At 73.4% G+C, this 14,207-nt stretch carries 14 protein-coding genes; 11 read left to right on the top strand and 3 right to left on the bottom strand.

Features of this window, described 5'->3' with window-relative positions:
* The first annotated feature begins 3 nt into the window (after positions 1 to 3).
* The 3 genes from AC5L3Z_RS10100 to AC5L3Z_RS10090 all read left to right on the top strand — a co-directional run bounded on the left by AC5L3Z_RS10100 (position 4) and on the right by AC5L3Z_RS10090 (position 1,319).
* Positions 4 to 426 carry a hypothetical protein gene (locus tag AC5L3Z_RS10100; protein WP_494841305.1) on the top strand — a complete coding sequence of 141 codons (423 nt, stop codon included), beginning with the start codon at positions 4 to 6 and terminating at the stop codon, positions 424 to 426.
* 44 nt (positions 427 to 470) lie between these two features.
* Entirely contained in the window at positions 471 to 749 is a 279-nt protein-coding gene (locus tag AC5L3Z_RS10095) for a DUF4229 domain-containing protein (RefSeq protein WP_494841304.1), read from the top strand.
* An 87-nt stretch (positions 750 to 836) separates the two neighbouring features.
* The gene (locus AC5L3Z_RS10090) at positions 837 to 1,319 is read left to right on the top strand and encodes a hypothetical protein (protein WP_494841303.1); all 483 of its coding nucleotides are present in this window, start codon (positions 837 to 839) and stop codon (positions 1,317 to 1,319) included.
* A 48-nt stretch (positions 1,320 to 1,367) separates the two neighbouring features.
* Here the strand turns inward: AC5L3Z_RS10090 and AC5L3Z_RS10085 are convergent, their stop codons facing one another.
* A complete protein-coding gene (locus tag AC5L3Z_RS10085) occupies positions 1,368 to 2,696 on the bottom strand; it encodes a C39 family peptidase (RefSeq protein WP_494841302.1) in 1,329 nt (442 codons plus the stop codon).
* Positions 2,697 to 2,901: 205 nt separating this feature from the next.
* Here AC5L3Z_RS10085 and AC5L3Z_RS10080 point away from each other — a divergent pair, with 205 nt between their 5' ends.
* From AC5L3Z_RS10080 to AC5L3Z_RS10065, 4 genes are all read left to right on the top strand, one after another.
* Positions 2,902 to 4,764 (top strand): M14 family metallopeptidase, encoded by a 1,863-nt coding sequence (locus tag AC5L3Z_RS10080; protein WP_494841301.1) that lies wholly within the window; start codon positions 2,902 to 2,904, stop codon positions 4,762 to 4,764.
* 340 nt (positions 4,765 to 5,104) lie between these two features.
* Positions 5,105 to 6,043, top strand: coding sequence for an ABC transporter substrate-binding protein (locus AC5L3Z_RS10075; protein WP_494841300.1), 939 nt, complete (start codon positions 5,105 to 5,107; stop codon positions 6,041 to 6,043).
* Between the two features lie 34 nt (positions 6,044 to 6,077).
* Entirely contained in the window at positions 6,078 to 7,157 is a 1,080-nt protein-coding gene (locus tag AC5L3Z_RS10070; protein ID WP_494841684.1) for a FecCD family ABC transporter permease, read from the top strand.
* Entirely contained in the window at positions 7,154 to 7,951 is a 798-nt protein-coding gene (locus AC5L3Z_RS10065; protein ID WP_494841299.1) for an ABC transporter ATP-binding protein, read from the top strand. Before AC5L3Z_RS10070 ends, AC5L3Z_RS10065 begins: the two co-directional genes overlap by 4 nt.
* Here AC5L3Z_RS10065 and AC5L3Z_RS10060 read toward each other — a convergent pair.
* Positions 7,941 to 8,705, bottom strand: coding sequence for a VOC family protein (locus tag AC5L3Z_RS10060; protein WP_494841298.1), 765 nt, complete (start codon positions 8,703 to 8,705; stop codon positions 7,941 to 7,943). The two genes, AC5L3Z_RS10065 and AC5L3Z_RS10060, sit on opposite strands and share 11 nt — an antisense overlap.
* A 221-nt stretch (positions 8,706 to 8,926) precedes the next feature.
* On the opposite strand from AC5L3Z_RS10060, the gene AC5L3Z_RS10055 reads away from it, so the two are divergent.
* The 4 genes from AC5L3Z_RS10055 to AC5L3Z_RS10040 are packed head-to-tail and all read left to right on the top strand — an operon-like array spanning position 8,927 to position 11,219.
* Entirely contained in the window at positions 8,927 to 9,316 is a 390-nt protein-coding gene (locus AC5L3Z_RS10055) for a WXG100 family type VII secretion target (RefSeq protein WP_494841297.1), read from the top strand.
* Between the two features lie 9 nt (positions 9,317 to 9,325).
* A complete protein-coding gene (locus AC5L3Z_RS10050; protein WP_494841296.1) occupies positions 9,326 to 10,252 on the top strand; it encodes a WXG100 family type VII secretion target in 927 nt (308 codons plus the stop codon).
* A gap of 9 nt (positions 10,253 to 10,261) precedes the next feature.
* A complete protein-coding gene (locus AC5L3Z_RS10045; protein WP_494841295.1) occupies positions 10,262 to 10,606 on the top strand; it encodes a YbaB/EbfC family nucleoid-associated protein in 345 nt (114 codons plus the stop codon).
* 4 nt (positions 10,607 to 10,610) lie between these two features.
* Complete coding sequence (locus tag AC5L3Z_RS10040; protein ID WP_494841294.1) at positions 10,611 to 11,219, top strand: hypothetical protein; 609 nt, start codon at positions 10,611 to 10,613, stop codon at positions 11,217 to 11,219.
* Here the strand turns inward: AC5L3Z_RS10040 and AC5L3Z_RS10035 are convergent.
* A complete protein-coding gene (locus tag AC5L3Z_RS10035) occupies positions 11,211 to 13,565 on the bottom strand; it encodes a HelD family protein (protein ID WP_494841293.1) in 2,355 nt (784 codons plus the stop codon). The two genes, AC5L3Z_RS10040 and AC5L3Z_RS10035, sit on opposite strands and share 9 nt — an antisense overlap.
* Positions 13,566 to 14,207 lie beyond the last annotated feature (642 nt).

Here is a 14,207-nt window from a genome sequence, read left to right as displayed (position 1 = left end):
ACGATGACCGAGCAGCGGAGCGGGTTTCCCCGACGGGACGCCGAGGGGCGCATCCTCACCCTGGGCGACCTGCTCGGCATCGGTCTGGCCGGGTGGGTCGTCGGCGTGCTCGCGTTGGCGTTGTTCGACTGGGCCTTCGCCCTGATCGGCACGGCCGAGTTCGGGCGTACCAACGGGTGGCTCGCGATCATCCTGCCGGCCTGGCTCTTCTGGGACGACTTCCGCGCCTGGGACTTCGGCGCGGCGCGGGTGGTCGGGGCGCTGCTGGCGGCCGCGCTCGGGGTGGTCGCCGGCCTGGTGGTCGCCGGGCTGGCCGGCGGTCTCGCGCCGCTGTTCACCGGCGGCCTGGCCGCGCTCGCGTTCACCCTGGTGTACGCGGTGGTCTGGTTCCCGAGCGTGCACTGGCTGGCCCGACGGACGGGTTGAACACGGCCCCGGGGGCACCCGGTGCGTGGAGAGGGAGTGGGAACGTGAGCGCGGCGGTCAAGTACACGCTGGGCCGGATCGGGCTGTTCGTCGTGGTGGTGGCGGCGCTCTGGCCGACCGGGCTGAACGTCTTCCTGAAGCTGATGCTGGCGCTGGTGTTCTCCGCGGCGGCCTCGTTCTTCCTGCTGCGTACCTGGCGGGACGAGATGGCCGAGGAGATGGCCGCCGCCGCCGAGCGTCGGCGGGCCGACAAGGAGCGGCTCCGGTCCGCGCTCGCCGGCGACGACCAGCCGGACGGAGAGGCGCCCGGCGAGCGCCACTGACCGGCCCGACACGCTGGGCACCACCGGCGGATCTTCGCTGGACACGGGGCTGCGGGATGATCCCTGTTGCCGCTAGGGTCCTCGCTCGTGGGATTCCTTGACAAGATCAACGGGTGGCAGACGAAGGTGTTCGTCTGGATCGGTCTGCCCGTCATCGTCGCGATCGGCGTGATGCTCGGCGCCTTCGACCTCGTACCGGCCTGGGAGGCCAAGTCCGGCGGTGGCACGCCGGGCACCTTCACCGCGGTGGAGGAGGACTGCGGCCGGCGTAGCTGCACCTGGCACGGGGACTTCGTGGCCACCGACGGGGGTGCCCGCCGCGCCGACGTCATCCTCTACGACGCCCCCGACGGGCTCGCCGCCGGCGACACCGCTCCGGCTCTCGACAGCGGCGCCCGCAAGGGCGTCTTCTCCACCACCGGCGGCTCCACCTGGCTGCTCGTCACGGGGCTGACCCTGGCGGGCGCGGCAGCCGCGGTGGCCCTGGTGCTGATCGTCGTGCGGAAGCTGCGGCGCCGCCGCGAGGCCGACCTGCCCGACCCGTTCCCGGTCACCCCGGCGCGGGGCTGAACCGACCGGCGGGCCCGGCACCTCGGTGCCGGGCCCGCCGCCTGTCGGTCACCAGTTGGTGGAGCCGGCGACCACGGGCCAGGGCACCTCGACCGGCTTGATCAGGTAGGCGATGCCGCCCGACCCGCTGCCGACGCCGCCGGAGGCGGTGGTCCGCTTCGTCCGCAGCCAGATCTGCTCGAACTGGGCGCGCGGGTAGACGTGCCGCACCGCGTCGTTGCTCGGCGAGGCGGGGTCGTTGGCGATCACGTCGCCGTCGGCGGTGAAGCCGACCACCACCATCAGGTGTCCCGAGGTGCCGTAGCCGGCCCCGTCCAGCTCGCTGGCGAGGAAGGACTGGCTGGTCACCACCGGGATGCCGGCGGCGATGAAGTGTTCCAGCTCGTCCAGTGAGTGCAGCCGGGTCACCCGCCCCTCCAGCCCGGCGAAGCCGGCCGCGTACGCGGTGTTGAACGGCCAGTTGCCGGCGCCGTCGTACTGGTGGTCGTAGGTGGACCGGGCGGCGTGGTTGACCGTCGGGTCCGGGTAGGACGGGTCCACCCAGGACACGTCGGCGGCGGACGGCTTCCGGCCCCAGTATTCGACCACCATCTCGGTGGAGGTGGGCGAGCACCAGGCTTCGCCGCCGCCGTCGTACTCCGGGTAGTGGCCGCTGTGGACGTTCTGCGAGTAGCGGGGGACGGCCAGCTCGGTGCCCCAGGCGATCCCGCCGGCGCTGGGCGGCACGGTGAACCGGTCCGGCACCGTCGAGCCCATCGCGCCGACCATCCGCACCGTCGGCGACGCGCTGCCGGCCGGGTCGCGGTAGAGGGTGAGCCGCAGCTCGTACGCCCGCAGCAGCGTCCCGGCGGTGGCGTCGTCGACGGCCAGGGTGTCGGTCCAGACGGTGGTGGTGCCGTCGCCCTGCCTGTCGACGCTGGTCCGCTTGATGTCGGCGTCGCCGGAGGCCCAGCGGCCCAGCACGTACCAGGGGGAGCGGTCGCCGGTGGTGTAGGTGCCGCGCGCCTCGACCTGGATCCAGGTGCCGGCCGGGGTGTCGGCGTTCCAGGACGCGACGAGTTCGGTGGCGGCGAAGCCGAGATCGGTGACCGGGGAGGTCCACGTCCCGTAGGCCCAGCTCCGCTTGCTCTTGCCGTGCGGGTCCTTGTAGAGGGTGGTGCCGACGGGCGTGCCGAGGGTCAGCCCGGCGGGGGTGACCCGGGTGCCGGCGGCGGTCCCGGAGCGCCAGTCGGTGTCGCCGGCCCAGTCCTGCCAGGTGATCTGCTCGTCGTGGGCCGGGGTGGCCACCGGGTCGGCGGTGGCGGGGACGCCGGCGCCGAGGAGGGTGAGGGCGGTGACGCCGGTGAGGGCCACCGTGCGTAGGGGTGTGCTGGCCATGGCAACTCCGCGAGGTGAGGGCATCGTTGCCGTTCACTGTCGCGCCTGGCGGGAAGTTGCGCCAGAGGGAGGCGCAGAGAAAATTTTTGCCGGGATGAGGATCCGGCTGACATGGACCACGGCAACGACAGTTGTTGATATGACCATGTGACTGCTGGTGAAGTGTGCGGACAACGGGGATCCCCGTACTCCGAGGAGGTTGTCCATGGCCTTCCGCACCTCAACCCTCCGACGCCGCCTGGCGCTGGCCGTCGCGGTCGGGCTCGGCGTCGTCGCCGTCGCCACCGGGCCGGTCTCCGCGCGGCCCGCCCCCGACCCCGAGCCGGCCGCCGCCGGCTACCGGGTGCTCGGCCCGCGCACCTTCGCCGACCGGGACGCCGTCGCCCGCACCGGCGCCGCGGTCGACTACTCCGAGCACGGCGTGCTGCACGTCTCGGCCACCCGCGCCGAGGCGGCGGCGATCAGCCGGCTCGGTTTCCGGCTGGAGCGCGAGGCCGTCCCCGACCGGCACGACCACGGCGAGGCCGGCACCCTGGCCTTCCCGCCCGCCGACTCGGCCTACCACGACTACGCCGAACTGACCGCCGTGGTGAACCAGGCCGTCGCGGACCACCCGGCCATCGCCCGCAAGATCAGCATCGGTACGTCGTACGAGGGCCGCGACCTGATGGCGGTGAAGATCTCCGACAACGTCGGCACCGACGAGAACGAGCCGGAGATCCTCTTCAACGCCCAGCAGCACGCGCGTGAGCACCTGACCGTCGAGATGGCGATCTACCTGCTCAACCTCTTCACCGACAGCTACGGCAGCGACTCCCGGATCACCAACGTCGTCAACTCCCGGGAGATCTGGATCGTGCCGACGGTCAACCCCGACGGCAGCGAGTACGACATCGCCACCGGCTCGTACCGGTCCTGGCGGAAGAACCGGCAACCCAACAGCGGCTCCACCGCCGTGGGCACCGACCTGAACCGCAACTGGTCCTACCAGTGGGGCTGCTGCGGCGGCTCGTCCGGCACCACCTCGTCGGACACCTACCGCGGCCCGTCCGCCTTCTCCGCCCCCGAGACCCAGGCCCTGCGCAACTTCGTCAACAGCCGGGTGGTCGGCGGGACGCAGCAGATCAAGGCCAACATCGACTTCCACACCTACTCGCAGCTGGTGCTCTGGCCGTTCGGCTACACCACCGCGAACACCCCCGCCGGGATGAGCGCCGACCAGTACAACACCTTCGCCACCATCGGCCAGCAGATGGCGAACACCAACGGCTACACCCCGGAACAGTCCAGCGACCTCTACGTCGCCGACGGCACCAGCATCGACTGGATGTGGGGCGCGCACGGGATCTGGGCGTACACCTTCGAGATGTACCCCGGCTCGGCCACCGGCGGTGGCTTCTACCCGCCGGACGAGGTGATCCCGGCGCAGACCTCCCGCAACCGGGACGCGGTGCTGCTGCTCTCCGAGTACGCCGACTGCCCGTACCGGGCGATCGGCAAGCAGGCCCAGTACTGCGGCGGCGGGGGCGGCACCACCGTCTGGTCGGACACCTTCGAGACGGCCACCGGCTGGACCGTCAACCCGGCCGGCACCGACACCGCCACCACCGGGGCGTGGGAGCGGGGCGCCGCCCAGGCCACCAACTCCTCCGGGGCCAAGCAGCTGGTCCCGTACGCCGGGAGCAACGACCTGGTCACCGGCCGGCTGGCCGGCGCCGCGGCGGGTGACTACGACGTCGACGGCGGGGTGACCAGCGCCCGGTCCCCGGCGGTGACCCTCCCGTCGACCGGCACGCTGACCCTCTCGCTGGCCTGGTACCTGGCCCACGGCTCGAACGCCTCGTCGGCGGACTACCTGAGAGTCAGCGTGGTCCACAACGGCGGCATCACCACCCTGCTCAACCAGGCAGGAGCGGCCACCGACCGGGACGCCGCCTGGGCGGTGGCGAACCTGAACCTCAGCCCGTACGCCGGACAGTCCGTGCGGATCGTGGTGGAGGCCGCCGACGCCCCCGGCGCCAGCCTCGTCGAGGCGGCTGTGGACAACGTCACCATCACCGCCTCGTGAAACCGGGTGGGGTCCCGTTCCGCCCCCGTCGGGGCCCCACCCACCCCCTCCCGTCGGGACGATCTCCGCTGGTCGTGCGCTACCGTGGCACCGACCAACCCGCAGCGAAGCCGGTGTGAAACCGGCGCTGTCCCGCAACTGTGATGCCCCACCACGGTCTCCGGCCCCGCCGGAGCCACCCCGGCGCCCGGCCCGACAGGCCGGCGCCGTCGTGTGTGGGGACGAGCCAGGTCGCCTGCGGCTGGTCGCGACACGCGCTCTCGAGGAAGGGCGCCTCGCGGACGGGTGGGCACGGTTCCTGTCGGCGAAGCACCAGGCTCCTCGACCGACAGGAGGACAGATGTCCCGACGTACCCCCCGGCTCTTCGCCGCGACCCTCGCGGTGGCCGCGCTGGCCCTCGGCGCCTGCGCCGAGAAGACCGCCGACGACACCCCCGCCGCCGGCAGCGGCTCCGCGACCGCCACCTTCCCCGCCACCGTCGGCAAGCTGACGCTGGAGAAGCGTCCCGAGAAGATCGTCTCGCTCTCGCCGTCGGCGACCGAGATGCTCTTCGCCATCGGCGCGGGCAAGCAGGTCACCGCCGTCGACAACAACTCCAACCACCCGGCGGACGTGCCGAAGAGCGACCTCTCCGGCTTCCAGCCGAACGCGGAGGCGATCGCCGGCAGGAACCCCGACCTGGTGGTGCTCTCCAACGACACCAACAAGATCGTCGAGCAGCTCACCACGCTGAAGATCCCGGTGCTGCTCACCCCGGCGGCGACCACGCTCGACGACACCTACCGGCAGATCACCGACCTGGGCACGCTGACCGGTCACCCCACGGAGGCCGCCGACGTCACCCGGCGGATGAAGGACGACATCGCCAAGCTGACCAAGGACCTGCCGCAGCGGTCGAAGAAGCTGACCTACTACCACGAGCTGGGCCCGGAGCTGTACACCGCGACCAGCCGGACCTTCATCGGCTCGATCTACGCCTTGGCCGGCCTGGAGAACATCGCCGACCCGGCCGACGCCGACGGCAGCAGCGGCGGCTACCCGCAGCTCTCCCAGGAGGTCATCGTCAAGTCGAACCCCGACTTCGTCTTCCTCGCCGACACCAAGTGCTGCCAGCAGAGCCCGGAGACGGTCAAGGCGCGCAGCGGCTGGGCCGGGGTCACCGCGGTGAAGAACAACCAGATCGTGGCGCTCGACGACGACATCGCCTCCCGCTGGGGCCCGCGCGTGGTCGACCTGCTCCGGTCGATCGTCGACGCCACCGCCAAGGTGCCGGCGTGACCCTCACCGGCGGGCGTTGACCGAGGCCCACCTGATGCAGAAGGCGTTGACGGACGCCCCCACCCCCACCGGCCGGCCGACCCGGCTCCGCCCCGGCTGGCTGGCCGTGGGCGTCGGCGCGGTGCTGGTCGCGCTGGTCGCCGGGGTCTCGCTCGGGCCGGTCAGCCTCCCCCCGGGCAGCGTCGCCGTGGAGCTGCTCAACCTGCTGCCCGGGGTGCACCTGGAAAGCGGGCTCACCGAGCGCGAGATCGCCATCGTCACCGAGCTGCGGCTGCCCCGGGTGGTGCTCGGCCTGCTGGTCGGCGCGCTGCTCGCGCTGGCCGGCGGGGCGTACCAGGGGGTGTTCCGCAACCCGCTGGCCGACCCGTACCTGCTCGGGGCGGCGGCCGGCGCCGGCCTCGCCGTCACCGCGGCGATCGCGCTCGGTATGGGGGCGGGAGGATTCGCCGGGCTGTCGGCCATCCTGCCGCTGGCCGCGTTCGTCGGCTCGCTCGGCGCGGTGGTGATGACCTACCTGCTCGGGGTCGCCGGGGGGCGGGGACGCTCCCCGGCCACCCTGATCCTGGCCGGGGTGGCGGTGTCGGCGTTCCTCTCCGCCGGGCAGACCTATCTGCTGCAACGCCACTCCGAGAGCATCCAGCAGGTCTACTCCTGGCTGCTCGGCCGGCTCGGCACCGCCGGCTGGGACGACGTGCTGCTGGTCCTGCCGTACTTCCTGCTCACCGCCGTCGTGGTGCTGCTGCACCGGCGCGAGCTGGACGTCCTCTCCGTCGGCGACGACGAGGCCACCAGCCTCGGCCTGCACCCGCAGCGCTCCCGCTACCTGCTGATCGCCGCCGCCTCGCTCGGCACCGCCGCCGCGGTCTCCGCCTCCGGGCTGATCGGTTTTGTCGGCATCATCGTCCCGCACACCGTCCGGCTGCTGGCCGGGTCGAGCTACCGGGTGATCCTGCCGCTCTCCATGCTCTTCGGCGGGGCGTTCCTGGCGCTGACCGACGTGGTGGCCCGCACCGCCGCCGCCCCCGCCGAGATCCCGATCGGGGTGGTCACCGCGCTGCTCGGCGGCCCGTTCTTCGTCCTGGTGCTGCGCACCTCCCGCCGGGTGTTCGCATGACCGTCCCCGCGGTCGAGGTGCGCGACCTGCACGTGCGGCTGGACGGCGTGCCGATCCTCGCCGGGATCGACCTGACCGTCGCCGCCGGGGAGTGGGTCACCGTGATCGGCCCGAACGGCGCGGGCAAGTCGACCCTGCTGCGCGCCGTCGGCGGCCTGCTCCCCGCGCCGCACGCCGTCTCCCTCTTCGGTACGCCGTACGAGTCGCTGCGCCGCCGCGACCGGGCCCGGGTGGTGGCCACGGTGGCGCAGTCCCCGGTGGTGCCGGCCGGCATGTCGGTGCTCGACTACGTCCTGCTCGGGCGCACCCCGTACATCCCGCCGCTGGGCCGGGAGTCGGCCGCCGACCTGGCCGCCGTGCACGACGTGCTGGACCGGCTGGACCTGGCCGGGTTCCACCGCCGGGAGCTGGCCACCCTCTCCGGCGGGGAGCGGCAGCGGGTCTTCCTGGCCCGGGCGCTCGCCCAGGGCGCCACCCTGCTGCTGCTCGACGAGCCGACCAGCGCGCTGGACATCGGCCACCAGCAGGAGGTGCTGGAGCTGGTCGACCAGCTGCGCCGGACGCACGGCCTGACCGTGCTCGCCACGATGCACGACCTCTCGATCGCCGGCGAGTACGCCGACCGGATGGTGCTGCTCGCCGAGGGGCGGGTGGTCGCCGCGGGCCCACCCCGCGACGTCCTGACCGAGGAGCTCCTGGCCACCCACTACCGTGCCCACGTCCGGATCATCCCCGGCGACCACGGCCCCCTGGTCGTCCCCATCCGCCCCGCCGGCCCTGGCGTCAGGGCGTGAGGGCGGTGATGGAGAAGAGGGCGCCGTGGGGATCGCGCAGGGCGGCGGTGCGGCCCGTGGGGATGTCCCGGGGCGGTACGAGGATGGTGCCGCCGAGCTCCGCGGCGCGCGCGGCGGTGGCGTCGGCGTCCGCCACCGCGAAGTAGACCGACCAGTACGCCGGCAGGTCCGCCGGGTAGCCGTCGCCCAGCGGCGGCATCATGCCGGCCACGATCCGCGCCCCGCACCGCCAACCCGTGTACTCGATGCCGTCCATCGGCTGATCCTCCGGATGCCAGCCGAAGACCAGCTCGTAGAAGACCTTCGCGCCCTCCGGGTCCGGGGAGACCAACTCGTTCCAGGTCATCGCGCCGGGGACGTTGAACAGCTCGGCCCCGGCCATCGCCATCGGCTGCCAGACGCTGAACACGGCGCCGGCCGGGTCCGCGAAGACCCCCATCCGCCCCTGGTCGAAGACGTCGAACGGGGCGACCAGCACGGTCCCGCCCGCCGCCTCGACCCGGGTGGCGGCCAGGTCGGCGTCGTCGGTCGCCACGTACGTGGACCAGATCGGGACCTGGTCCGGCGTGGCGGGCGGGCCCGCGCCGGCCACCGACCGGCCGTCCTTGAGGAAGATGGTGTAGCCACCCGCCTCCGGTTGCGGGGAGACCTGCCCGGTCCAGCCGAACAGCTCCGGATAGAACCGCTTCGCGGCCTCCAGTTCCGGCGTGGCCAGGTCGGTCCAGCAGGGTGTGCCCGGCACGGCGGTGCTCACGGTGGCCCCTCTCGACCGGGGCGGCTCCGGTGGCACGCCCTGCCCGCATCGTGGCCGGTCCCGGCACCCGCCGGGCGGGAACGGACGAACGTCAGCCGAACCGGCGACCCCCGGCCACGGCCTGTTTCCCCGCCCCCGCGCCGGCTCGGGGGCGGCGGGGTGCGGCGGCGATCGCCTACTGTGTAGCCTCGGCGACCGCTCCGCCCGGCGGAGGGTGCCGAGTGGACACAGGGGAGGTGCCGGTGACCGGTCCGGGCAGGAATCTCGATGTGCAGGCGGAGGCGCTGACCGCGTTCGCCGCCGCCTCGCGGGACCGGGCCGAACGCTTCCGCGAGCTGCGCCGGGCGTTCCACGACGGGCAGGTGCCCCGGCACGCGTTCGGTGTCATGCCCGCGTCCTTCGGCCTCGCCGCGGCGTACGAGGAGCAGTTCGAGGCCGTCCTCGAGGGGCTGGCCGACGGTGCCGAGGTGATGGCCGACATCGCCGAGGGGCTGACCGACACGGCCGACGCCTACACCGGCACCGACGTGGCGAACACCGACCTCTTCGCGCCCGGCGCCGGGGTCGACCCGATCGCGCCCGGCCCGTGGCCGACGCGCGGCGCGTTCTGAGGGGACGGCATGAGCACCGAGGCGCTCCAGCGCAACAAGACCTACTTCGAGCAGATCGTGTCGGGCACCCCCGATCCGTTCAAGCCGCTCTCCAACGCGGTGCTCTGGCCCTTCGAGCAGCTGCTGGAGCTGGTCGCCGGTGAGCCGGACGACCTGATGCGGGCGGCTCAGGTCTGCCTGAGCACCGGCGAGGCGGTCCGGGAGATCGCCGGGCAGCAGATCGCCGACCGGGCCCGGCTGCGCGGCGCCTGGAGCGGCGACGCGGCGGAGAGCTTCCACGCCTCGATGGAGTCGGTGGAGGAGGCGATCGAGGAGCTGGCGAAGGGGCTGGACGGCACGAAGGAGGTGCTGGTCGAGGCGGCGAACGCCGCCGTCGACGCGTTCAACCTGCTGGTCGAGCTGATCCTGGAGTTCCTGCTCTGGTTCCTGACCGAGGTGATCATCGCGGCGGTCGCCGCGGCGCTGAGCGCGGGCGTGTCGCTGGCCGCGACGGTGGTCCGGGTGCTGGCCCGGCTCGCCACCACCGTGGGACGCATGGTCAAGATCGTGGCGCGGCTCGCCGAGGTCCTGACCCGTCTCGCCGCCCGGCTGGGCAAGGTCTCGGCGCAGCTCAAGAGGTACGCCGAGCTGGTCATGGACATCAAGAAGCGCAAGAAGCAGTACAAGCTGCTGAACAAGAACGGCTGGACGCCCGAGGGGCGCGCCTTCCAGATCGAGAAGTTCAAGACCCTCTTCCCGGGCAAGTTCGCCGTCAACTACGTCTCGCCGGTCAACATCCCCGGGTTCGGCGGGGCGTTGCTGGACACCGGCGTCGGCCTGCACGACATCTCCGACGGGCAGAAGGACCGCAACTACCTGGTCGACGGCACCTATCGTGAGGACCTCGGCCCGTACACCGAGGGTGTGCAGAACGTCTTCGACTCGATTCTCAACTGAGAGGGCGACATGACCTTTCCCGCGCTGGACCGGATCGAGGCGCTGGCCCGCAACCTGGACGGTTGGCAGCGCCAGCTCGCCGACCGGATGGCGGAGCTGGAGGAGACCAGCGCCGAGGGGGTGAGCGACTCGGGCCTGGTCCGGGTCACCGCGGCGGCGGACGGGAAGATCATCTCCTCGGAGGTCAACGCGCGGGCGATGCGGCTCGACTCGTACACCCTGGCGGAGGAGTTCACCGCCGCCGCCAACCGGGCCCAGGAGGCCGCCGCCGCCCGGGTCCGCGAGCTGGTCGGCGAGGTGATCGGGGACGGCGCCGGCGGCGCGCACCGCTCCGGCGGCCACGACGGGTACTGAGCCGGTGGTCGACAAGCGTGAGCGGTACGCGGAGGGCGTCACCCGGCTGCTGCCGGCGGGTGAGCGACTGCGGGTGGTCGCGGAGGCCACGGCCGGGTTGGGGCTGACCCCGCAGGACCCGCCGCAGCCGGACCGGCCCGAGCCCAGCGGTGGCGGGCCGGGCTTCCTCGGCGGCCTGCTGAACCTGCTCTCCCCCAACATCACCTTCGGCCCCGCGGACGCCTTCGCCCAGTGGCTCTTCTTCGGCGTCGGCGGCCGGGGAGCGGCCGGCTCGGAGGCCTCCCTGTTCCACCACGCCCTGGTGACCGGGGTGAAGGGCCCGGGCCTGCGTCAGGCCGTCCTGGCGGTCACCGATGAGCGGCTGCTGCTCGGGGCCACCGGCCGGACGGGCCTGACCTCCAGCCTGGCGGAGGACGAGCGGGCCATGGCCGACATCGAGCTGCTCCACGCGGCGCCGCGCAGCGCGGTGGCCCGGGCCGGGGTCGGGTGGTACCGGCTCAACCCGAAACGGCTGCGGATCGACTTCACCGACGGGTCGTGGCTGGCCCTGACCGTGCCGCTCGCCGAGTCGGGCCGGCCGCTGCGTGAGGTCGCGTCGGCTCTGTCAGGCTGACCCGGCGGCAAGCGGGTCGGGCAGCGGCGCGGTGTGCAGCACCGACAGCCGGGACACCGCCCGGGTCAGCACCACGTAGAGGCGGTGCAGCCCGCGCGGCTCGGCGGCCACGATCGCGGCCGGCTCGACGACCACGACGTGGTCGTACTCCAGGCCCTTGACGAGCGTCGCGGGGACCACGGTGACCCGCGCCGCGGTCTCGACGTCGTCGGCGGTCGCGGTGTCGACGCCGGCGGCGGCCAGCGCCGCGCGGAGCCGGTCGACCGCGTCGTCGGCGGCGATCACCCCGACCGAGCCGTCGTGCGCGAGCGCCGCCCGCACCTCGGCCACGGTCGCCCCGTCCAGGTCGGTCACGGTACGCACGTCGAGCGCGCCGTCGCGGCGCAACGACTCCGCCGGGGGTACGTTGACGGCGAGCGCCGGCAGCAGCCGGTTGGCGAACGCGACCACCGCGGCGGGCACCCGGAACCCGACGCTCAACGGCACCACCACCGCGTCCGGCTTGCCCAGGTGCGCCAGGGACTCCCGCCAGTCGGTGGCGGCCCACGGGGCGGTGCCCTGGGCCAGGTCGCCGAGGAGGGTGATCGAGCCGTGTTCGCTGCGCCGGGCGATGGCCCGGCACTGCATCGGGGAGAGGTCCTGCGCCTCGTCGACCACGACGTGGCCGAAGCCGCCCGGCCGCTCGATCAGCCCGGCCACCTCGTCGATCAGCACGGCGTCCGCGGCGGTCCATTTCGTCGCCTTGGGAGTACGCCCCAGCTTCGTGCCGGTCGCCGCCCGGTTGCCGCTCGCCGGCGAGGCGGGTGCCGTCGTGCCGAGCAGCAAGGCCTGCTCCTCGGGGCTGAGCAGGCCGTCGGCCGCCGCGGCGAGGGTGTCCGGTTCGCCGAGCAGCCGGTGCAGCAGCCCTTCCGGGGTGAGCGCCGGCCAGACCGCGTCGAGGAAGGCGGTGACCGGCTTGGCCTTGCCCATCCGGCGCAGCCAGGCGTCGCTCGGCGACTCGGCCCGGCGCGACTCGGACTGGCGTTGCAGCAGCCCCACCACGCGTGCCCGGACGCGTTCCCGGCCCGTCGCGTACGGCAGGCCCTCGCGGCGGGTCTCCTCGACCACCCGGTGCAGCGGGTCGAGGCCGATCCGCCACCGGAACGAGCCGTCCGAGATCATGATCGGCTCGGCCGGCTCCGCGATGTGCCCGTCGACCGCCCGGCGCAGCACCTCGGCCATCCGGGCGTCGTGCTTGAGGGTGGCGACGGCGGGGTCCTCGACGGCGCGTACCGGGACCCGGGTGACCAGGTCCTCGACGGTGGCCTGCGCGACCTCGACCTCGCCGAGCGCCGGCAGCACCGCCGCGATGTACGACAGGAACGCGCGGTTCGGCCCGACGATCAGCACGCCCGCCCGGCGCAGCCGCTCCCGGTGCAGATAGAGCAGGTACGCGGCCCGGTGCAGCCCGACGGCCGTCTTGCCGGTGCCCGGTGCGCCCTGCACGCAGATCGAGTCGGCCAGGTCGGCCCGGACCAGTTCGTCCTGCTCGGGCTGGATGGTGGCGACGATGTCCCGCATCGGCCCGACGCGCGGTCGTTCGATCTCGGCGGTGAGGATGCGACTGGTCGTGCCCAGTTCCTCACCCCGATCGAGACGCTCGTCCTCGAAGCTGGTCAGCGCGCCGCCGTTGAACCCGAACCGCCGGCGCACCGCGACGCCCTGCGGGTCGCGGGCGCTGGCCCGGTAGAACGAGCGGGAGACCGGGGCCCGCCAGTCCAGCACCAGCGGCTCGCCCTGCTCGTCGGTGACATGCCGCCGGCCGACGTGGTAGCACCGGTCGGCGTGGTCGGCGTCCTGTGACCCGAAGTCGAGCCGGCCGAAGAAGAGCGGGGTGCTGGGATCGTCGGCCAGTTCGACGACCCGGCGGGCCATGTGCCGCCCGAGCTGCTCGGCGGTGTACGCGTCACCGGCGACCTTGTCGCCGGTCGCGAAGAGCGCCTCGGCGCGTTCCCGCATCCGCCGCAGCGCGGCGCGTGAGGCGGCCAGATGCGCCCGCTCCCCGGCGAGCTCCCCGTCCAGCACCCGCCCCGCACCCTCCACGGCTGGCACGGTGCCGCCGGCGGCCGTGGTGCCGGTGGTTGCGGTGCCGGCGGCCGTGGTGCCGGCGGTCGCGGTGCCGGCGGCCGTGGTGCCGTTGGTGGGTATAGCGCTGGCGACCGGCGCAGCGGCAGCGACGGCGTCCTCGACGGCGGGCGCGGGGTCGACGGCGAGCGCGGGGTCGCCGGTGGAGGCGGGGTCGACGGCGGAGGGCGTGGCGCCCATGGCGGGTGCGGTGCCGGTGGTGGGGGCGGCGGCAGGGGTCATCCGAGGCGGCCTTTCGGTGGCGTTCGTATGATCGGTTGGCCCTGGGCCGCCCGGCGCTCCGTCAGACGCGGTGCCGGCTGTGCCCGGTGAGAAGGCGCGGATCCCGCGCGGCGCTCCACGTTACGCCCCGCTGACGCCGCCGGCCACGCATTTGCGCCCCGGCGCGGTCCGCCATGCCGTGCCGCGCGCATCCCGGCCCGCCGCCCGACGCGCAGCTTCCGAGCACATCCCGGCCCGCGCCCTGCACTGGCGGGCGTATGCCTTGCCTGTTCCTTTAGAGCTGATGTCGCAAACGATTCACCGAGCCCCCGGTCGGGCCTGCCCTCCCGGGGCCGGGTTGTCCCACGTCCGGCTTGCCCCGGGGCCGGGTTGTCCCACGTCCGGCTTGCCCCGGGTCCGGCTTGTCCCGGGTCCGGCTTGTCCCGGGTCCGGCTTGTCCCGGGTCCGGCTCGCCCGAGCCCGGCTCGCCCCGGCTTGCCTCCGGTCCGGCTCGGCCCGGCCCGGTCCGGAGTGACGTCGGTCGTGAAGATCGTGCTGCTTCCTGGAAGTAGTGGCCTCCTCGCAGCTTGGGCTCAAGTGGTTGTTGCAACGGGGTGGATTCTCGTGAGGATGGGGATTCATGCCGGGGAAGCGGTTGTCGTC

Source organism: Micromonospora sp. LZ37 (assembly GCF_059359015.1).
This window is presented reverse-complemented; position numbering and strand designations above follow the sequence as displayed.